General features: G+C 43.7%; 18 protein-coding genes and 1 pseudogene. 10 read left to right on the forward strand and 9 right to left on the reverse strand.

What is annotated here, in order from left to right:
* Window positions 1-28: 28 nt before the first annotated feature.
* Complete coding sequence (gene trmL / locus NYE58_RS09525) at window positions 29-493, forward strand: tRNA (uridine(34)/cytosine(34)/5-carboxymethylaminomethyluridine(34)-2'-O)-methyltransferase TrmL (RefSeq protein ID WP_076135879.1); 465 nt, start codon at window positions 29-31, stop codon at window positions 491-493.
* A 126-nt stretch (window positions 494-619) separates the two neighbouring features.
* A complete protein-coding gene (locus tag NYE58_RS09530) occupies window positions 620-874 on the forward strand; it encodes an AbrB/MazE/SpoVT family DNA-binding domain-containing protein (RefSeq protein ID WP_036684437.1) in 255 nt (84 codons plus the stop codon).
* A gap of 346 nt (window positions 875-1220) precedes the next feature.
* On the opposite strand, the gene NYE58_RS09535 is transcribed toward NYE58_RS09530, so the two are convergent.
* Entirely contained in the window at window positions 1221-2285 is a 1065-nt protein-coding gene (locus NYE58_RS09535) for a phosphodiester glycosidase family protein (protein ID WP_143761961.1), read from the reverse strand.
* Window positions 2282-2689, reverse strand: coding sequence for a hypothetical protein (locus tag NYE58_RS09540; protein ID WP_036684435.1), 408 nt, complete (start codon window positions 2687-2689; stop codon window positions 2282-2284). Before NYE58_RS09540 ends, NYE58_RS09535 begins: the two co-directional genes overlap by 4 nt.
* A gap of 284 nt (window positions 2690-2973) precedes the next feature.
* Between NYE58_RS09540 and NYE58_RS09545 the strand changes: the two genes are divergently transcribed.
* The 3 genes from NYE58_RS09545 (at window position 2974) to NYE58_RS09555 (ending at window position 5162) form a co-directional block, all read left to right on the forward strand.
* Entirely contained in the window at window positions 2974-3630 is a 657-nt protein-coding gene (locus NYE58_RS09545) for a response regulator transcription factor (protein ID WP_036684433.1), read from the forward strand.
* A gap of 144 nt (window positions 3631-3774) precedes the next feature.
* Window positions 3775-4992, forward strand: coding sequence for an aminotransferase-like domain-containing protein (locus NYE58_RS09550; RefSeq protein ID WP_076277658.1), 1218 nt, complete (start codon window positions 3775-3777; stop codon window positions 4990-4992).
* Window positions 4993-5000: 8 nt separating this feature from the next.
* A complete protein-coding gene (locus NYE58_RS09555; RefSeq protein WP_179087044.1) occupies window positions 5001-5162 on the forward strand; it encodes a hypothetical protein in 162 nt (53 codons plus the stop codon).
* An 803-nt stretch (window positions 5163-5965) separates the two neighbouring features.
* Here NYE58_RS09555 and NYE58_RS09560 read toward each other — a convergent pair.
* On the reverse strand, window positions 5966-6940 hold the full coding sequence (locus NYE58_RS09560) for a DUF2161 family putative PD-(D/E)XK-type phosphodiesterase (RefSeq protein ID WP_341001601.1): 975 nt from the start codon (window positions 6938-6940) through the stop codon (window positions 5966-5968).
* A 194-nt stretch (window positions 6941-7134) separates the two neighbouring features.
* On the opposite strand from NYE58_RS09560, the gene NYE58_RS09565 reads away from it, so the two are divergent.
* The 5 genes from NYE58_RS09565 (at window position 7135) to NYE58_RS09585 (ending at window position 14314) form a co-directional block, all read left to right on the forward strand.
* A complete protein-coding gene (locus NYE58_RS09565) occupies window positions 7135-9030 on the forward strand; it encodes a PrkA family serine protein kinase (RefSeq protein WP_036684429.1) in 1896 nt (631 codons plus the stop codon).
* Window positions 9031-9584: 554 nt separating this feature from the next.
* Window positions 9585-10511 (forward strand): AraC family transcriptional regulator, encoded by a 927-nt coding sequence (locus NYE58_RS09570; protein ID WP_248547664.1) that lies wholly within the window; start codon window positions 9585-9587, stop codon window positions 10509-10511.
* Window positions 10512-10902: 391 nt separating this feature from the next.
* Window positions 10903-13056, forward strand: a complete 2154-nt coding sequence (locus NYE58_RS09575; protein WP_341001603.1) for an S-layer homology domain-containing protein — start codon at window positions 10903-10905, stop codon at window positions 13054-13056.
* A 92-nt stretch (window positions 13057-13148) separates the two neighbouring features.
* Window positions 13149-13616 (forward strand): hypothetical protein, encoded by a 468-nt coding sequence (locus NYE58_RS09580; RefSeq protein ID WP_341001605.1) that lies wholly within the window; start codon window positions 13149-13151, stop codon window positions 13614-13616.
* 257 nt (window positions 13617-13873) lie between these two features.
* Window positions 13874-14314 (forward strand): GNAT family N-acetyltransferase, encoded by a 441-nt coding sequence (locus tag NYE58_RS09585; protein WP_076277659.1) that lies wholly within the window; start codon window positions 13874-13876, stop codon window positions 14312-14314.
* A 61-nt stretch (window positions 14315-14375) separates the two neighbouring features.
* Here the strand turns inward: NYE58_RS09585 and NYE58_RS09590 are convergent, their stop codons facing one another.
* The 6 genes and pseudogenes from NYE58_RS09590 to NYE58_RS09615 form a co-directional block, all read right to left on the reverse strand.
* The gene (locus tag NYE58_RS09590) at window positions 14376-15767 is read right to left on the reverse strand and encodes a SpoVR family protein (protein WP_312151138.1); all 1392 of its coding nucleotides are present in this window, start codon (window positions 15765-15767) and stop codon (window positions 14376-14378) included.
* A 420-nt stretch (window positions 15768-16187) separates the two neighbouring features.
* The gene (locus tag NYE58_RS09595) at window positions 16188-16724 is read right to left on the reverse strand and encodes a TetR/AcrR family transcriptional regulator (protein WP_076195279.1); all 537 of its coding nucleotides are present in this window, start codon (window positions 16722-16724) and stop codon (window positions 16188-16190) included.
* Between the two features lie 153 nt (window positions 16725-16877).
* The gene (locus NYE58_RS09600) at window positions 16878-17513 is read right to left on the reverse strand and encodes an FMN-dependent NADH-azoreductase (RefSeq protein ID WP_076278199.1); all 636 of its coding nucleotides are present in this window, start codon (window positions 17511-17513) and stop codon (window positions 16878-16880) included.
* A gap of 263 nt (window positions 17514-17776) precedes the next feature.
* Window positions 17777-18597, reverse strand: a pseudogene (locus NYE58_RS09605) (SpoVR family protein); the annotation flags it as partial.
* Between the two features lie 641 nt (window positions 18598-19238).
* Entirely contained in the window at window positions 19239-20252 is a 1014-nt protein-coding gene (locus NYE58_RS09610) for a bifunctional glycosyltransferase family 2/GtrA family protein (protein ID WP_341001608.1), read from the reverse strand.
* Window positions 20249-21220 carry a phosphodiester glycosidase family protein gene (locus tag NYE58_RS09615; RefSeq protein ID WP_341001610.1) on the reverse strand — a complete coding sequence of 324 codons (972 nt, stop codon included), beginning with the start codon at window positions 21218-21220 and terminating at the stop codon, window positions 20249-20251. Before NYE58_RS09615 ends, NYE58_RS09610 begins: the two co-directional genes overlap by 4 nt.
* Between the last annotated feature and the right edge of the window lie 45 nt (window positions 21221-21265).

Below are 21265 nucleotides of genomic sequence, written 5' to 3' on the forward strand. Positions count from 1 at the left end.
AAGCCTTTAGAGAGGAAGGAACCATATAATGGCACTCCATATCGTATTAGTCGAGCCGGAAATTCCGGCCAATACTGGCAACATTGCGCGTACTTGCGCCGCTACCGGCACTCATCTTCACTTGGTTCGTCCACTCGGATTCCGTACAGACGATGCTACATTAAAAAGAGCAGGATTAGACTATTGGCATGCTGTTACTATTGAATATCACGACTCCTTTGCTGAGGTTTTGGAGAAATATAGCGAGGGGCGTTTCTTTTACGCAACGACGAAAGCAGAGAAAAGATACAGCGACTTTGAGTTCCAAGATGGCGATTTTTTTGTTTTTGGCAAGGAAACGAAGGGGCTTTCTGCAGAGATTCTAGAAGCAGGTAAAGAAACAAAAATGCGCATGCCAATGAGTGATGCTGTGAGATCTCTGAATTTATCCAATTCGGCAGCAATTATTGTGTACGAGGCGCTTCGACAATTGGATTTCCCTAATCTTATTTAAAAAAAGACAAATTTTTTATTTTTTTCAGCAGGATTCGACAATTAGGTAACGAAATATATTGAAAGAGCCGAAATAAGTAGTAGCTACTAAATAATTTTTCTTGAACAGGAGAGGTGTACGTTAGTTATGAAACCTGCTGGTGTAGTTCGCAAAGTGGATCAGTTGGGTAGAATTGTTCTGCCTAAGTCCCTGCGTAAAAGGTATCAGATGAATGAAGGCGACCCGGTTGAAATTTTGGTACAGGGTGACCATATCATCTTGGAGCGTTACCGTCCAAAATGTGTTTTCTGTGGATCGATGGATGGTGTAAGCGAATATAAAGATCGTTATATTTGTTCTGCATGCCTTTCGGAAATGACTCAATTGCCAAGACATGCCTAAGAAGTACATATTTTGAATTTTGACAGCCAAGAGCTTATAAAAAAACTGTCCTCTTCGTAGAACTCTTCTACTTGGGGGCAGTTTTTTTATGTATACAAAAAATGCCCCCGCACCAAGTGGCTGCAGGGACATATCGGCTTTATAGGCCTTTTGTTTTGTCGTCGTTGTAAGATGAGGTAAGGATGCCGACCGTAAATAACACAAATACGAACATTACGATCCAAAAGGTTAATGAGAACGACATACTGGCACCTCCAATAGCGAATGTATTCGTTATCAAGATTATAACCTGCAATTTAATAAAAATAAACGCAAATGTGATATGTTACATAGACAATTTACTATATTATTTAAAAAACAGAAAATTCGTGGGCACAGCTCTTAGATTTCCATCAGATGGTTTATTGATAACTCTTCCGTTAAAGATCAATGAGGAAGAGCCACCACCATCTAAATTATAAGCATCTACGAGACCCATATTCGATAATTTGTTCTGAATCTCCTCCAGCTGTGCACCAGAGCTGCCATACTCATTATATCCATCCGCTACAAAAAGCAGGATCTGATCATCTTTATATTTGCCGATCACGGTACGTGGTGCCCGATTAGGGGATGTTTTCCACTTTTCGGGTATGGGTGTTTTGATGTTGTTTTTAAGGAGGACAGGCACAAAGGTGGCGCCGAATACCGGATCTAGCTGATCTAATTGTGCGCGACTGTAGAATTTCCCGCCGATTAATTGCCCGGATTTGTTCAGCCCAACAAAACTTAGGTCCTTGTACGTCGGCTCAAAACCGTATAAATACTTTCCATCTACTACAGTTGTGCTTAAGGGATAACGTTTTCCGGATTGATCTGCAAAGCCGCCCGCATTAATACCAGCAATGGCACCATTACGCTGTACGGCATGCATAGTAGTTTCCGCACCGGAGGCTGTCTCCGCCAAGCTCATCTTCATAGCGGTCGGGTCCTTCAATTTGATTTTCAACGCATAAGCTTTGTAGTTTCCTGGATTCAATCGATATAACTCAACTCTTATACGGTCGCTAGTAACGATCTCTGAAGGTATACCAAGCTTGGCTGAAATCCTGCGGTTATAGATCAGTTCAGGCCGGGTCGCCTGAGTCTGTGCTGTTTCGACCAGCTTATTCATCGTAGTGGTAGTCTCTTTATATAGCTTGGCACTAGCACTGACAGCATCAATGGTGTAAGCTGCGGAGGCCTCTGCCAGCGTCAGCTCTTTTTTTAAGGAAGCTGTTTCATTCACTGGCCCAGCGCTTGGTGTGAATTGTCCTACATCAAGGTCTAGCTGTAGCGGTGGTCGATACCACGACATACAAATAAACAAGCCTATGAACGGTGCAGTTAGAAGCATGAAGAAGCGGTTTACTCTTTTGACTGGCGTCATCATTTGATCAGATCCATTTCTTTCTTCAAAGCTTCTAACTGTTTGCTTACCTCACTCAATTGCGTATATAGCTTGTTGCTGTTATCTGTCTTGGCACTAGCATTATCTTTAGTGAAGGTTAATAGTTCGTTAAAGCTTTGCACTGTATTCTGCAATTCCTTCACTTCTTCAGAGAGAACGGCAATTTTTGCTTCATAGTCGGTCTTCAAAACGGTAAGCTGCTGCTGGCTCTGAGTACTAAGTTCGGTAAGCACCTGTTGCTTCAGATGGTTCGTGTAGCTGTATACAGCATATACGCCGAGTCCGATCATCATAATCCAGAACAGTAAAAACCATTTTACGGAAGGGCCGTTTCTCGCAGTAGTAGAGCGCGAGCGTACCGGGGACGTTTCCGCTAGCGGTTGCATTTTATCACCTCGGGTTGGTCTTTTTTTCAAGTCCCCATTCTATCAGACTTTGACAAGATTCGCAAAAATGTAAGAGAGTATGAAAACTAGAAAAAGTAATTGCATCCTATTAAACTACTGCGATACAATTTCTATAGATTGGAATTCTGATAGACGTACACAAGGTAACCAGCTAGAGATTATACAGACAAGTCATCATACAGCCTTGCTTGCGTTTTAACCGGAAACGCTGCGGCGCTTTCCTTTCTAGATGATTATATATAGAGCAGGGGGTCAGGGCATTAATGATGAAGGTTTGGCAGGTGGTCATTGTGGGGTGTCATCCTACAAGTATGCTGGGGACAAAATTGATTTTGGAAGAGGAAGAGGGGCTTAAGGTTCTGGGAATGTATTCCACTTGGGACGAAGGCGCTACCATCGTAAGGGAAAAAAATCCCGAGCTAGTGCTAGTAGATTATCATATGCCTGAGGGGAATATTGAGAGTGTGCTGTTAAATATGAAAAAAAGCTCACCAAACTCACATTTTGTCGTGATGACAGACGAAGACGGGCGAGAACTGCTTCAGCCCCTCGTAGAACTAGGAGCCAGCGGGATATTCTCGAAGGGAGCTTCTCCCCGTCAGCTTTTACAGCTGATCCTGGGTTTACGGGAGGGTTTTCTTTCAATGCCGTTGGAATGGATTGAAAAAGGAGCTTGGCCGATTTCGACATTTAAAGGATTAGATGATGTTCTGCAACTGACGGAGACAGAGATGTTTATCATGGAGCGAATTGTTCAAGGGATTACCTACGATAAAATTGCGCTTGAAATTGCGGTAAGCCGTCGGTCCATTGATAATTATTTGCGCAAAATCTATGTAAAGCTCGATGTTTCGACCCGGGCACAAGCGATTGAGAAATTCGCGCTCTTCTCAAGACAAAACAGGCAAATCTACGCCTAACCCACGCTTTACGACATAATGACGTATGGGGTGGAATATTCTTGGAGTAGAAGTAAGAATATCATGTTGAATGGGTAACCATCCCATCCTTGGATGAGGATGACGAAGCCGTTTCTACTTGGTAACAGGGAAGGGGGATTTCGCATGATTTACGAATTTTCTGCTCGCGCACACACATTGTTGTCGTCATCGCTTCTTAGTATCCGCACCCAAACACGGAGAAGCTCCATGATATCGCTAGCTGAAGAATTACCAGCGGAAGAACTATTCCCATTGTCACTGCTTGCTGAAGCAGCATCTACGGTGATTTCAGCAGATGCGGGAGCACTGCAATATGGTGATCCTGCAGGGTACGGACCGCTTCGGGAGTGGCTTGCAGGGGATTGGCTTAAAGAAAAAGGGGTAAATGTTGTTGAAGGTGGAGTTCTGCTAACAACGGGTAGCCAGCAAGCCATTGATTTGTTGTCGCGGGTGTATATTGATCCAGGAGATCGTGTATTAGTAGAAAATCCGACCTCTCCAGGATTTTTGCAGACTCTTCGGATGCAGGGGGCCGTTATTATTCCTGTACAGGGTGATTTGGACGGGCTTGATCCGGAGCATTTGCGGAGCCAGATCGAGCTGCATAAGCCGAAAATGCTGTTCGCAACCCCTAGCTTTACCAATCCAAGCGGCATTTTATGGAGTTTGGAGAGACGCCGCGAAGTATTGGATTTATGTATCGCATATAACATCTTGATTGTGGAAGATGATTCTTATGGGGATTTGCACTTCCAGAAGCAGGGTGAACACAAGGCTAAAAGATATCCGTCTTTGTATGCACTGGAAAATATCAGCGATGGCGGACACGTACTTTATATCGGTTCGTTCAGCAAGACCGTTGCGCCCGCGCTGCGGACGGGCTGGGCGGCAGGCAGCCGAGTCTTGATCAGAATGATGTCTGCGGCTAAGCAGATGGCCGATTGGCAGTCGAGCGCATTAAATCAGCGGCTGCTGCATCATTTATTGGATGTGTCTGCGTTTGATCTGCGTGAGCATATCGCGCAGCTGAATCGAGAGTATAACACCCGTCTGAAGCTTATGGTGGAACTGCTCAAGCGGCCTGCTTGGAAGGGCAGCTCCTATGACCTTCCATCAGGAGGCATGTTCCTGTGGGTCGCACCACCAGAGGGAATGGATGTTATGGCGTTGCTCAAATGTGCGCTAGGTAAGGGAGTGGCTTTTTTGCCAGGTCCGTTATGTAGTGTAGATGGAGTCAGCAATCACCTTCGCCTTAACTTTAGCCATCCCGGCCGTGATGAGCTGCTGCTTGGCATGAATCTGATGAGCGAAGCGGTTAAGGAGTTCACAGCACGGAGTTAGGTAGTGGAATGAAAGTTGGGAATGAAATGATTGAAATGAATGACATGATGAAAACACAAGACACTTTTAGAGCTAAAACAAGGACAGAATTACAAGTCGGGCAAGATGAAGTTCGTGATGAGAGATTAATTAGGGAAATCCTCCCTAAAACTGGTCGATTTGAACTCTAAAATGGACTGTTTAGGGAATTTCTCCCTAAAAAATCAAGGGATTCCCCGTTTTAGGGGTAAATCTGGCGAAAATCAGGGAGGAATTCCCTAAAATGCAGTTTTTAGCGTGTGAATCGAAGAATATTGGGGAGGATTTCCCTAATAACTTAGTGTGCCTTTTTCGGAATGGTGTTTTTAAAGCTTATTTTGCTTTGAATGATTCAGCAAGAGTAGCTTGTTAAAGCAAGAGTAGAGAAAATAGTAATTAGTAAATAGCGCTCGTGTTCGAAGATTGTAAATAAGTTAGTTAAGTACAGTCAAGTAGAGCTGGATGAGGTACGCATGAGACATGAACGTGATACGAGTGAGATATGAACGTGGTACGAATGAGTTACTAATGTGATGAGAATGATTTACGAACGTGGGAAGAGCGAGTTAAACACGCGGGAAGAATGTAATTCGAATAGTAACGTATGAGTACTAATGAGATATGAGTAAAATAAGACATGGTACGTATGAGATACTAGTGTGTTAAAAATGTAATCTAAATGTGATATGAGTGTAGTAAGAGCTTGGTACGCACCAGATAATAATATGTTAAGTGTAAGTTAAGAACATGGAATGCACAGAGATAGGATTTAAATAAGATTAGACATACGAAAAAGCATCCCGTAGTTGGGATGCTTTTTGGCGTTATTTACACATGTTATGTGTGCATCAGAATAATAAGTTTAAAGTCTGAGTAAATGATTAGAACCGAGCTAAAAGAATAAGACCCGACTAAAAAGAAATAGTCGATAGAAGTACTGTCCAGGCTAGGTTAGCTAATTAATGGGATGATTGCTGTTATTGGGTACGCCGCTTGTTATCGCGGCATATTCCACCAGCGCCGCATGACCGGCTGGGGTTAGGGTGTAACGCCCACGGCTTACCCGGTGAAACCAGCCGTAGTAGTTATTCTGAAGCATAGCGGCGGCGGTGGGTACGCCGCTACGCTTCCGCAGCTCGGCCGGAGTGATGCCGGCCGAGCGGGGAGCGCTTCCTGCGGCCAATACGGCCGCTGGAAGCGTGCTTGAGGCAGCGCTAGGGGCACCGCTTCGCGTGCCTACCGCCAGCGCCTCCCGTGCTGCCGTGTCCCCGGCAGCACGGCTCTCCGGCGCTGAGCTCAGCGCCGGAACCTGTTCAGCGGTGCCCGCCGCTGAACGTTTGGCAGCTGCGAGCGAAGCCTTCGCAGCTGCCTTCTCCGCAGCGGCGGCGGCGTCCGCCTCCGCTGCTTGCAGAGAAAGCGCGACACGCAGCGCTTTCTCGCGGTAGGCTGTCACGAGCTTGACGCGCGTGCTGCCGCCGGTGTTGTAGTCTCCGCTGCGCTCGCGGAACTCATAGAGCAGGCGCTCGCGCCGCCGCTTATTGCTGCGCTGCGCAGGCGGCTTCTCGTCTGGCTCTACGAGCACCTCGACCAGCGGTGCTTTGGTCTTATAAAAGATAACAGTGATCAGCCCAAGACCGAGCCGGCGGCATAACCCGCTAAGCTCGCCCCAGCGCTGGTTCACCGCTCCTTTTTTATCACGGACACGTTCCACTGCAAGATAGACGGTGGGACTGAGCTTCAACCGTTCTACCCCTTGCAGCAGCAAGGCGAGATTGAATGATTTTTTCATCTCCACGATCAGAGGATGCTCAACGTCCTCCCGAATCCCCACCAAATCGCAGGTCCGAACCTCACCTTTGATGCTGTAACCCTGCTTTTCAAAAAAAATCTTCAAAGGAGCATACAGCTCCGTTTCATGTCGTACCGCCATCTTGTCACTCCCGTAGGCCTTTATTTTCGGGTTTCCCAATAAGGTTTTACAGCCATTTTCTGATTCTCTATTATAGCACAGTAAAAAAGAGGTCAACTATTCCGCGCTTGCCGCATAGGTATGTAATACACTTTTTAACGCTATAGGAGAGCAAGTAGAAGAGCAAGTAGGAGCGCAAGAGGAGGCAGCGAGCAATGGACATTTTTGAGCGTATAGCTTCGTATCGGGCTGAGAACGACCGGTTGGCGTGGAGCGGCACCTTCAAGCAGTATATAGAACTGTTGAGAAAAGACCCCTCTCCCGCAAAAACCGCTCACTCCCGCGTTTATGACATGATTAAGTCGCACGGCGTAGAGGACATAAACGGACGCAAACGGTATAAGTTTTTTGAACAGGAGATTTTTGGACTTGATCGTGCAGTCGAAAAGTTGGTCGAGGAATATTTTCACTCTGCAGCACGTCGGCTTGATGTTCGCAAACGGATTTTGTTATTGATGGGACCTGTCAGTGGGGGGAAATCGACCCTGGTCACGCTGCTTAAACGTGGTTTGGAACAGTACTCGCGGACAGATGCGGGTGCGGTATACGCAATAGAAGGCTGCCCGATGCATGAGGACCCGCTGCATTTGATCCCGCTGGAGCTCCGTCCGGAGATTGAGAAGGAACTTGGTGTACGGATTGAGGGCAACTTGTGCCCATCCTGCCAGATGCGTCTAAGAAATGATTATGCTGGTGACATTGAGCAGGTTAAGGTGACGCGTGTTATTCTGTCAGAAGAAGAGCGGGTAGGGATTGGTACTTTTAGTCCCTCTGATCCGAAGTCTCAGGATATCGCCGATTTGACAGGAAGTATTGATTTTTCGACCATTACTGAATTTGGTTCGGAATCTGATCCGCGCGCTTACCGTTTTGATGGGGAGTTGAACAAAGCTAACCGTGGGCTGATGGAATTTCAGGAAATGCTCAAATGCGACGAAAAGTTTTTATGGAACCTGCTGTCACTGACGCAAGAAGGCAATTTTAAGGCTGGCCGCTTCGCGTTGATAAGTGCGGACGAAATGATAATTGCTCATACAAATGAAACCGAGTATAAGTCGTTTATTTCTAATAAAAAGAATGAAGCGCTCCAATCCCGTATGATTGTTATGCCTGTTCCGTATAACCTCAGAGTTTCGGAGGAGGAAAAAATCTACGCGAAGCTGATCGCCCAGAGTGATATGAGTCATGTGCATATTGCACCACATGCGCTGCGTGCCGCCGCTATTTTTTCCATTCTAACCCGTCTTAAAGAAAGCAAAAAACAAGGTATGGATCTGATCAAAAAGCTGCGGATGTACGATGGCGAAGAGGTCGAAGGCTATAAAGAGGCCGATCTTAAAGAGATGCAAACGGAGTATTTAGATGAGGGCATGTCCGGAATTGATCCGCGTTATGTTATCAACCGCATTTCCAGCGCTCTGATCAAAGGAGATCTGCAGTGCATGAACGCACTGGATGTCCTGCGGGCGATAAAGGATGGCCTGGATCAGCATCCATCGATTACAAAAGAGGAGCGGGAGCGTTATTTGAACTTTATCTCCATTGCCCGCAAGGAATATGATATTTTAGCGAAAAGCGAAGTACAAAAGGCATTTGTCTACTCCTTTGAGGAATCTGCGAAGACACTTTTTGAGAATTATCTAGATAATATCGAAGCTTTCTGCAATTGGTCGAAAATTCGTGATCCGCTGACGGATGAGGAAATGGAGCCGGATGAGCGGTTAATGCGTTCGATTGAAGAGCAAATTGGAATCTCTGAGAATGCAAAAAAAGCGTTCCGTGAAGAAATCCTGATCCGGATTTCCGCGTATTCACGCAAAGGGAAGAAATTCGAGTACAACAACCACGACCGCCTGCGGGAAGCGATTGAGAAAAAGCTGTTCACAGATCTCAAAGATATTGTCAAAATCACCACCTCGTCCAAAACACCTGATGAAAGTCAGCTCAAACGAATTAACGAGGTATGCGCCAGACTTATTGATGGACATCACTACTGCCCAATTTGCGCCAACGAGCTGCTGAAATACGTGGGAAGTCTGCTTAACCGTTAAAAAAGAATTCATTTATGCGGGGTGTTCCAAAAGCCATGAAAATGGCTGTGGAGCACTCTTTTTTTGCCCTTCCATGTTGTATTTTCTTCCTTTTACCCTCCTAATGTTAATCTAAACGCCGCAACCCGTCTGACTAATTTGGCTGTTGTGCGTAAGAAGTTGCTAAAGGACACAGGTGACCCTAAACGTAGATTTTGAGCATATTTCGCAGGCTATCGGACCCCATGGTCGCTATTAGCAGGAAAAACCCTAAATATGAGCCGTTTTTGACTAATAGCTGCACTGGAGTCCGAAACTCCGCTCAAAAGGCGATGTTTTTGCAATTAACTTCATCTGGGTCCTTTAGTCAGTCGTTGGGAGCAACAGAACTGAAGAGTAAGTAGTTACGTGGATCCAGCATTGTCTACTTCGAGGCTTACCCAAAATGATGGTGACTAAGAATACGCAGAGTTGTGATCCTTTTGTAAATGGAGGATCACTGCTCTGTTTTTCTATACAGGCAATAATGCAGCTCAGCAAAACAGGAACAGTCCATTTCCAGCGCAGTTGATATAATGAAATCACCGTACGGGGAAAGGCTGGTGCTGCACTTGAATTACAGTAAAGATATAGAAAAATGTGTTGAATATATAGAAGCTCATATTAAAGAAAATATAACGGTTGAAGAAATAGCGACGGAGGTCGGATATTCGGTGTATCATTTTTGCCGAGTGTTTAGCTTGTGCAAAGAAATGTCTGTGATGGAATATGTGCGGAGCCGAAAATTATCCTTAGCCTCAATTGAATTATTTGCTGGAAAAAAGATCATTGATATTGCGCTGGACTATGGTTTTGAAACACAAAGTGGCTTTACTAAAGCTTTTCGCAAAACCTTTGGTTATAGTCCGACACAATATGCGGCACGGATGGATGGGTTTAGTAAAGGAAATTCAATATTTGATATCGGAGGTTATATTATGAATCCTGTTTTTGTTCGTAAGCCTGCTTTTAAGGTGGCTGGTTATGGTATCCAAACTAATGTTGCGGGTAGTATGTACACTAAGGATATTGCTTCTTTTTGGAGCCATTATGAGGGTGAAAACCTGGAGTCCAAAATGTATAAAATACTAAACCCGCCTAAACACGGAGAAGTTGGTTTATGTATTCCGTCTTCAGATAACGGCAATGCCACCTATCTTTTGGGTGTTATTGTTGAGGACTACTCCAAGGTAGAAGCTGATATGTTGACGATGGATGTGCCAGAAGCCGAATATGCCGTGTTTACAACACCTCCAGTGGATACTTCAACGGATACAGAGCAAATAGAGTTTGCCCAAGTCATAAAAAGCAGCTGGAAGTACATCTTCGAAGAATGGTTTAAGGACAGTGGTTACGTTTATGACGAGACTAAGCTGGATTTTGAGTTTTACGATGAACGCTGCCATTCGCGGCCAGATACAGTGATGGAGATTTACGTTCCTGTGAAAAAGTTGACTGAATAGTCGATAAGGGCAAAGACCGCGCGGTGATAATTGTAATTTCAGAAATGTTTGGACTTTAGGTCGCTGACAAAGGCGAACGCTACGCGCCTACATTTTCAAACTTCCTTACGTTACGTTCACCTGAGCATTTGCCATGTGCAGTTATTAAGTTGATATGAGGGTGTCGATGGAGGTCCGCAACGGTTAAGTTGCGGGCTTTTTTTAATGATTAAAAGGACTATCCCTAGGTGGATTTTTTAGACATAAAATCTGCTTACTCTCGACAAAAAGAGACAACCATGTAAAAAACAATATGATATGATCTCTATGAATTATCTAGCACTATTGTACTAGAAGTTAAGGGATTAGAAGTGGTTCGTAGTTCATTTCGTAGATAAGTAGGAGGAGAAACGTGGTTATTAAAAAGATTTTATCTAAAAAAGCTATTGTATTCATGCTTATTGTTTGTTTAACATCATTACCTTTAGGTACTGTTTTCGCAAGTGAGGTTTCAGATATTCAAGGGAGTTGGGCGGAAGCGCAAATTTCTAAATGGATGGAGAAGGGGCTAATATCAGGTTATCCAGACGGGGGTTTTAAACCTGACCATTCGATTACTAGGGCTGAATTGGTTGCATTAATCAATAAGTCATTTGGATTTGTTGAGTTGGGGGAGCGTTCTTTTAAAGATGTAAAAGCTTCAGATTGGTATTATTCTAGTCTTTTAGCGGCAAATGCTGCTGGTTACATACAAGGTTATTCAGATGGATCCTTTGGACCTAATAAAAAGGTAACACGTCAAGAGTTTGCAGTGATTGTTAGTAAATTACTAGCACTGCCTTCCTCCGATTCTGCTAATAAATTTAGCGACACATCAACAAGCCCTTTATGGAGTAAAATAGCTATCGGCTCTGTATACGATAAGGGTATTATGTCGGGTTATTCGGACAACACCTTTCATCCAGAATCGTTTACTACTCGTGCTGAGGCTGTTGTAATTTTGGACAGATCTTTAACAATCAAGGGTGAATCTTCAATTGGAACCCTCTCTTACGATATAGCGGGTACTTATGGTCCTGCAACAGGGGAAGAGAAAGTAAGCCAAAACGTAATCATCAACTCTTCTGATGTAACTCTACAAAACATGACGATCTTAGGGAACTTATTACTAGCAGAAGGAATTGCTGAGGGAGAAGTGTTTTTAAAAAATGTTACTGTTAACGGTGTTACTACGGTTAGCGGTGGGGGAGCGCATAGTGTTCATTTTGAGAATGCTAGACTAACCTCGGTGATCATTGATAAGAAGACAGGGATTATTAGAATTGTTGTTGAAGGCTCTACAGTTATTAGTGATATTCAAGTTCAATCCCCTGCAACAATCCAATCTTCTAGCGGGGCTACTATTCATACAGTTACTCTATCCAAAGCGCTTCCTAAAGACTCGCAGATGAGTTTGCTTGGAAGCTTTAAGAATGTAATTGTTTTGGCGCAAAATATCAATATTGGATTGCCACAAGGCAGCGTTCAAAATTTTAGTTTTAATAAAGATGCAAGTGGAAATAAGCTAAACAATGGGGCTAGTATCCTTTCTTTGATTATGAACGCTAGCACGAATGTTGTAGGGAATGGGACTATTGATCAAGCGGTTATAAATGCATCTGGAATTACTATGGAACATGCTCCACGCAATTTAGAAGCTGGAAAAGATGTCCCATCAAATGTGAATGTGAATATTGGTGGTGTAAATAGACCGGCAGCAACACCTACACAGGCACCAGCAGTAACAACACCAATTTCACCAGTGTCCCCGGGAACATCAGATGGAACAGTAACGCCAACAGCGACACCAGCGGCAACGCCAACAGCGACACCAGTGGCAACGCCAACAGCGACACCAGCAGCAACGCCAACAGCAACGCCAACAGCGACACCAACAGAAACACCGACAGTCACGCCATCAGCAACGCCAGACGTGACTCCACTGCCAACGTTGTCTCCAATTCCGACAATGGTGCCGACTTTTACTCCGGAACCGACACCGCCAGGGCCAACACCGCAACCAGAACAGTATAATGTAAATGGAACTATTATACGTGCAGATGGGAAGGAAATATTTAAAGAGGGTATTCTTTATATAAGTAAAGTTCAAGATAATATGACTATTGGTTATGAGACTAAATTGGTTGACGGGAAATTCAGTATTAATTTGTACGATGGGGATTACCAGATCACAAAAGTATCTGATTTGAATTCTTCAGATTTTATTTCGCTTTTCTATACCTTTAAGATATCTGATGAGAAACCTATTCCTAGCTCGCTTGATATTGTAATTCCAGAGGGGCATGAAGGAACTATAAAATATCAAGATGGTACCTCAATAAGTAATGGTTCGTTATCAATTTTAAGAATAGAACCTAATTTATCTGTCGGGTTCAGTGCGCCGATCAAAGATGGTAAATTCACTTTGTATTTACCGGATGGAGACTATCTAATAAAAACCAGAATAATTATGCTACTGAAGAGCAAATTTCACTATATTACACATTCAAAATTGTTAATGGGCTGACTGAGCCAAGTCAAATTGATATAGTCATTCCTTCAAAAATCAAGGGGACTATAGTTAATTCGGAAGGGGTAGCAGTTCCTTCTGGAACACTTATGGTGCATAGAACAGATACTCCAGAATTAAGTATTTATTATGCTCAAATTTACGGGGGGAATTATAGCTTATTTTTACCTGACGGTTCTTATCAAGCCGATGGTTTCTATCCTGTTAATATGTCAAGTCGGATTTCAATTGACTATAGATTTACAGTGAATAATGGAAAGACCACACCAAATCCATTAGCCATTACAATACCGAAAGGATACAACGGAACGATAAAAAATGCAGATGGAAGAATCTTTAGATATGGATCGATAACTGTTTATAAAAATAATAAAGATGGTTCTCAGTCTTTTTACACAGCCCCTATATTCTCAGGGGAGTTTAAGTTGTTTTTGCCAGAGGGTACTTATCAAGTGAATAGTTTATTTAACGGTGAAGATCAAATCCCATTTAACTATACCTTCACCCTTGCTAAGGGTCAGTCTGACCCGAATCTATTAAATATTCTAGTGCCATAATGAACTTCGGCTTTATTTACCGGAAGACTCTTAATAAAATATATCAATTGTTCAAACAATGCTCAGTCTTATCATCTTAATCTTATCGGGTATATGATTGAATTTGCACCCCAAAACATTGGAACCTCCATATGGAAACCAATGATACTTTTGGGGTGTTTTTTTATCTAATCAGTTTATGTTTGACGAGTATCATCTTCCGTAGTGTAATAGAGTCAATTAGAAAGGTAATTCGAAAATAACGGGGAGTGGGGCAGATGATTAGAGAAGCGAGAGCTGATGACTGGAAAGACATAGCGGAATTATTAGAACAGTTGGGATATCCGGATACAGAAGTGTTCATGCAAGAAAAAATAGAAAAGCTAATCCTGCATCCGGACGAGGAATTATTGGTTTTTGAGGAAGATGATAAAGTGGTAGCTTGTATTTCCATGCATTACATACCCCAATTAGGTCTGGTAGGAGAGACTGCAATTATAAGTTATCTTGTGGTGAGTAATTCCATTAGGAGCAAAGGAATTGGACGAAAGCTTGAGGAGTATTGCGCTGATTCAGCTAGAAAAAGAAACTGTGATAAAATTCAGGTTCATTGTCATTCTAGAAGAACTGATGCGCATAGATTTTATGCCCGGCAAGGATTTGTTGAGGCTCCAAAATATTTCTCGAAGTCGTTAAAAGAATCTGAATCCTCATTTTAGTCATAGCAAAAAGCGGCAGACCAGGGTGTTAATACCCGTTTAGGTCTGCTGCTTTTTTAGTTTAAATAAACTTCCGCTGCACCTTTTTGCCATCGTATGAAAAACGCGCCTTTTTGTCTTCCACAACCGTCTGTAGATGAACCGTCCGCCCCCATAAAGAGTAGATGTGAGGGAGTGTGCGCTCCAGATACTTCAGATCCAGCTCGATGCTTTCATAGCGATGAGTTATAAATAATTCACCATTCTTCTCGAAGTCTGCGTCCTCAATGACCAAGTAAGGAGACCCGCCATTGACCCGGGCGAGCACCAGTTGATCTCGTACATTTTCCCATGCTTTATCGGTGATTTTCCATTCGGGGCCTTTTTTCTCAAAAACATAAAGATCGAGGTCGTTCACCAATTCCTTCGACAGATAGCTGCGGATAAAGGAGGTATCGGATTCCAACTCACGTACTTCAAAGATTTTCTCACGGTCCCAGCGGCGTTCGATGTCTTCAAAGATTTTCAGCCCCAGATAGTAAGGATTCAGGCTTTGCCGTGAGGGCTGCACGACGGATGAATTCAATTTTGCATATTCCACAGTTTCCTCTTCGGTCAGATCTAGTTCGCGAACGATGCGCTGATGCCAGTAGGAAGCCCAGCCTTCGTTCATGATTTTTGTCTCCATCTGTGGCCAGAAGTAGAGCATTTCGTCATGGAGCATCGTCATAATGTCACGCTGCCAATCCTCCAAAACAGTGGAATATTGCTGGATAAACCAGACCATATCTTTTTCTGGCTCAGGGGGGAAAGCACGGTTTCCAGAGGTTGCTTCCTGTGGCCCGGTATTGCTTTTATCTAAATTCCATAATTCGTCATAAGGATTGGATGATTTCGAGCCGCCTGGAGGGGCGTCTTTGAGCTCCTTCATCTTAGCTTCCAGTAGGTGAGTTTTGCCCAGCTTGCGTGGCTGGATCAGACTGGGGTCTATATGCTCCTGGATAGCCAGCACTGAATCGATGAAGCTCTCCACAGCATCAGTTCCGTAAGTTACAGAATAACCGGCAATCCGATCTGCTGTAGCTGACATGCTCTCGACCATATCTCGGTTGGACATGGAGAAACGCATATTATTTTTGAAAAAATCACAGTGCGCTAGCACATGGGCAACGATCAGCTTATTCTGAATCAGTGAATTTCCATCCAGCAGGAAGGCATAACAAGGGTTGGAGTTAATAACGAGCTCGTATATTTTGCTCAGTCCGAAATCGTATTGGGATTTCATTTTATGAAAGGTTTTTCCAAAACTCCAGTGTCCAAATCGTGTAGGCATTCCATAAGCGCCGAATGTATAAATAATATCTGCGGGGCATATTTCATAACGCATGGGATAAAAATCTAAACCGAAGCCAGTGGCTATTTCCGTAATCTCGGCAATGGCCCGCTCTAGCGCATTAATTTCTTCGCTTGGCATGAATCTTTCTCTCCTTCCTACTCTGGGCACCGCCTGTATGGGGCAGAACCTATATGAAATGCGGATACCTGTATCGAAAAATGCTATTCATACTATGTATATGGGAGGAGGGGAGGCAATATGACGGGGGAACTATCGTAGCCACCACCCAAACGTATTTATAAATAGATGATTCCTCATTCAGAAATTCGGCGAATTCTTCCTCGCTGTCACTGTATGTGGAAATTCCATCCTTGCGATCCTTCTGAGCTTGCTGAAGTTGAGACAGGACACCTTCATTGTTGAAAATGACTGAAGTCATTCGCTTCTTCTCCAACAAAGATAATACAAACGAAAAGTATAACAGCGAGAGAGATTTTCAAGGCGTCTTGAAGTAAAGAAGAAACTATGGGGTGGAGAATTTATAGAATGGTTTCTATACTAGCCTAAAATGATATTTGTCAAACGGTTTACCGCCGTATGCAAAGTTTCTTTCCCCTCTACACAAGCCATTGCAACCCCGTAGATGCCCCAACTCCAAAATGTAGCCAGTAAATAATGTTCTTCCTTCACACCATGCTCTTTATCTAATAAAGCTTGAAGTGTTTCCGTCAATCGTTGTTTAATTTCATAGTCCATTTTCGATTTGAATTCTTCAAGAGCATGTTGACATTGTAAGGATAAATTTATTTGAGAACTCATAATAGCTTGGAGGGACATAATAATTGTTTGTTCATTGATGACTTCTTGTAAGGCTACTTCATTAAAAATTTCTTTCGTAAGAACTTCTCTTTGAATCACATCGATTAAATCGTATTTATCCACAAAATGATAGTAAAATGTTGAACGGTTAATCTCTGCTTCTTGTGTAATATCACTAATGGTAATATCACTAAAATCTTTTTGTTTAATCAGTCTCATAAAACCATTCATGATATTTTCTCTTGTTCGTTGAATCCGTGGATCTTGTTTTTTCATTTGTACCTTCCTTCTTAAAATACTAATACTTTTTGACACTTGTTGGATTAATGGGTGACCCCATTATAACAGAAAAAATCTTCGAAAAAAAAAAACACTTCATGGTCCATTTTTTGTATGGACTACGAAGTGCAGTATAAAGATAATAAACGATTAGAAGCTTTGTGCTAATTGCTTGGCACGCTCGATGCCTGCTGCTTTAATTTTCTCAGCATTATTTGGCATTTTAGCTTGACCTTCAATAAATAAACCTTCATATTCAGTAATACCCATGAAGTTCATAATATGTTTTAAATATCGGTCGCCTAGCTCTTCATCTGCTAAATGACCTTCTGAATAAAAATCACCGCGAGCTTGAATATGAAGCACTTTCTTATCATGAAGTAAGCCAACAGCACCAGTCTCCGTATATCTAAACGTCTTACCAGGTACAGCTACGGCATCGATGTATGTTTTCACAACGGATGGGAATGAGAAGTTCCACATCGGCGTTACGAATATCATTTTATCCGTTGCAATAAATTGATCGAGAATTTCGTTTAGGCGACTAACTTTCGCTAATTCCTCAGTTGAAAGAGTGTCAATTTGCTGTCCTGCACGAAGTTTCCCCCAACCACTCATAACATCTGCATCTAAATTTGGAATATCTTCTGTGAATAAATCCAATGTCACGATTTCATCCGTTGGGTTTGTCTCTTTATATGTTTCAATAAATGCCTTTCCTGCTGCCATACTAAACGAACGATTTTCGTCATTTGGATTTGCTGTAATAAATAATACCTTAGTGATAATAATCTCCTCTATTCTTTTATGTTTACAACAATTGTTGTTAAAGTTAGTATAAAACGATTAATCTACTAAACAAACCATCAATTTTATTGAATTGTTGCAAATCCAACACTCAGCTAGCATTGATTGAAATAGTTTTGGAAAAAGAGAAGCGGCCAATCGGACACAATCCACGAAGGGGATGAATCTGAAATAAAAAAGCTCTCCATAAACGATGCTTCATCGTTTGTAGAGAGCCTTTTTGCGTAAGCACCTTAGCTGACCGAAGCCCAGCCTTCGTTCATGATCTTCGTCTCCATCTGTGGGCAGAAGTAGAGCATTTCGTCATGGAGCATCGTCATAATGTCACGCTGCCAATCCTCCAAAACAGTGGAATATTGCTGGATAAACCAGAACATATCTTTTTCTGGCTCAGGGGGGAAAGCACGGTTTCCAGAGGTTGCTTCCTGTGGCCCGGTATTGCTTTTATCTAAATTCTATAATTCGTCATAAGGATTGGATGATTTCGAGCCGCCTGGAGGGGCGTCTTTGAGCTCCTTCATCTTAGCTTCCAGTAGGTGAGTTTTGCCCAGCTTGCGTGGCTGGATCAGACTGGGGTCTATATGCTCCTGGATAGCCAGCACTGAATCGATGAAGCTCTCCACAGCATCAGTTCCGTAAGTTACAGAATAACCGGCAATCCGATCTGCTGTAGCTGACATGCTCTCGACCATATCTCGGTTGGACATGGAGAAACGCATATTATTTTTGAAAAAATCACAGTGCGCTAGCACATGGGCAACGATCAGCTTATTCTGAATCAGTGAATTTCCATCCAGCAGGAAGGCATAACAAGGGTTGGAGTTAATAACGAGCTCGTATATTTTGCTCAGTCCGAAATCGTATTGGGATTTCATTTTATGAAAGGTTTTTCCAAAACTCCAGTGTCCAAATCGTGTAGGCATTCCATAAGCGCCGAATGTATAAATAATATCTGCGGGGCATATTTCATAACGCATGGGATAAAAATCTAAACCGAAGCCAGTGGCTATTCCGTAATCTCGGCAATGGCCCGCTCTAGCGCATTAATTTCTTCGCTTGGTATGAATCTTTCTCTCCCTCCAGCTTGGGCTTATGCTGCAACCTATTCTGACAGGGCTGCAAAGGTTCCGCGACAACGTCCGGGACTATTCCATTTATATATATGGGGGAGAAGATGAGTGTATGACGTTCTGAATTTTTGAGCAAAGATAATGTGATTTTGTATACATTATTGGAAGGAAGCATTAGCTTTTTTGTATGCGAATTCTATCAACGGTATCCTTCTCGGTGAATTCGGACTCAGCTGACGTTATTTGCAAATTTCCAGCGTTTTGAGCAGGGTTTCGGACCCCACAGACGCTATCCCACAAAAAGAGGCTCATATGTGGTGCCTTTCTTACCAATAGCGGCAATGGGGTCCGTTAGCATACCAAAAGTGGAATAATACTGCGATTAGTGTCATCTGTGTCCGATAGGTGCTCAATAGGTGCCCAATAGGTGCTCCATATGTGTTCGAGGAGCAGTTCCATAGGTGCCCGATAGAAGCTCCACAAGTATCCGATTAGTACTCAATAAGTGTCCGAAAAGTGCTCCACAAGTGTCCAATTATTGCTTCACAAATTCCCAATTGCTCACCACACAAGCATAAGCAGTCGAGAGAACGTAACCTTCCCCAGAGTACCCAAACCCTCAGTACCCAAACCCTCAGTACACAAACCTCCGTTGCGCCCAATAGCTGAATAGGAAGATTGAAGCCTCGGTCAGTAGCTTGGCGGCGACAAGCGGAATAATCAGCTTTTCATTATAGAAATAGAGTAGCCCATAGTTGAACAACAATACGAGGATCACCAGCGCAAAATATTTGGGAAGCGATGCCTGAATCTTGGAGCGTTTGCCGTCTGTGAAGACGTATTTTCGGTTCATAGAATAGTTAAAGACAGAGCTGCACAATCTCGCGGCCGCGACGGACAGGAATAGGTTATGGCTGAGCCTCTGAAACAGGAATAAGAGTGTGAAGTCGAGCAGGGCTGACAGCAGCGAAGAAGTGCTGAACATCAGTATCGGCAGATAAATCCGGAAGGAGTCCATCAGAGGCCGGAAATGGGATGATTTATTATCGTCCAGATAGACGGTATCGATGTACTCTTCCGTAATGGTGTACCCCTCTTTATGGGCAGTCAGCAGCATGTTCATTTCATATTCAAACCGTTCGCCGGGAATCTGGCATAGCCAATCAAGCATTGATAGGGGGTAGCCGCGCAGACCAGTCTGTGTATCATAAATCTTAGTGCCTGTAGTTAAGGAAAAGACCGTCCGGGTTACCGAGTTGCCGAAGCGGCTGCGCAGAGGAATGGTTCCGGTGAACCGGCGGCTGCCGAGTACGATTCCCGGGGTAGTCTGGTTCCGCAGAGATTCAACGATTCGGTTAATATCATAAGGCAGATGTTGGCCGTCGCTATCCGCGCAGACTACATAATCCGGCAGACCAGTCCCCTGAATATACTGGAACCCTGTCTTCAGAGCACATCCTTTTCCGAGGTTGACTTCATGGGTTAGGACAGTGCAGCCGAATGCTTCTGCCATATCGAAGATTCCACGGTAGTGCGGGCCGCTGCCGTCATCCACAAGAACAATAGGTTCGAGCTGGAAATTATGCAGCTGTAAAATCAAATCGAGCAGTCGTTCATCTGGCTCATAGGCTGGGATCAGTATAGTCATGATGTTGCACCCTCCTTGATATAAAGAATGTCGCTGACGCCCCGCTCCTTGTTTTTGCCCTGCGGATTATTTACGACCCGTCCCATGAAGTACATAGTGGATGAACCACCGCCGTCCAGATTGTAGGCTTCTGTGGCGCCAAGGTCGGACATTACATCAGCTAGCTCAGTAAGGGTCATCCCACGGCTGTACCCTTCATTGCGCCCGTCAACTACGACAAACACATAATGGTTTGGTGCGATCATACCAACTGCGGTGCGGGGATTCGCGTTCTGGATGGAATGGTTGCCGAAGTTGGTATCGATTTTGACATTGCTGAAATCACTGGCAATCTCCCCGTCCTGAATCAGAATCGGACCAAAGGAAAGGGTATCGGTGGCCCCTTGCGCCAGAAGTTCAGAGGAAGAAATCTCTTCCTCGTTATAGGTTTGCATTGTCCCATCATCGAACAGCACCATTGCATCCCGCACAGGATCATCACGATACACCGTGCCGTTACGGATTATCACTCCGTCATTGCGGAAGCCATAGTAATCACCATTGATGGCAAAAATCGCATAGTTCGCGGAAGCAATGTCCGAGGTATCCTCAGTGATGTTTGTTCCAAAGCTGTTGTCGGCAAAAGCAGTGCGCAGACTGCTCGCTTCCTTGAGGACGATATCAGCGACAAAATAAGTGATCTGGTCTGAACCGGAACCGGTCTGCACTTGGTCGATCTGGATCTGAATATCATCGCTGGAGTAATTCCAGTCGTCAGAGGTTGCGTTAACTTCGGCAGTTGTAACGGCTGTAGCTCCTGAGCTGCTAGTTGTAGCTGCATCATCCGCAACTACGACTTCGACATGTTCGATTAAGTAACGATCTGCCAGACTATATATCACTGTGCCGAGAAGCAGGAGGACAATGATCATCACGATCAGCAGCTTTCGTTTGAAGCTCCAGGCTTGCTTACTTCTCTTGTTCAACATTGAAACATCACCTCATTTTGTAAGTTGTTAAGGCCATAATACCTG

Origin of the sequence: Paenibacillus sp. FSL L8-0708, assembly GCF_038009325.1 — a bacterium.
GTDB lineage: Bacteria > Bacillota > Bacilli > Paenibacillales > Paenibacillaceae > Paenibacillus_AQ > Paenibacillus_AQ odorifer.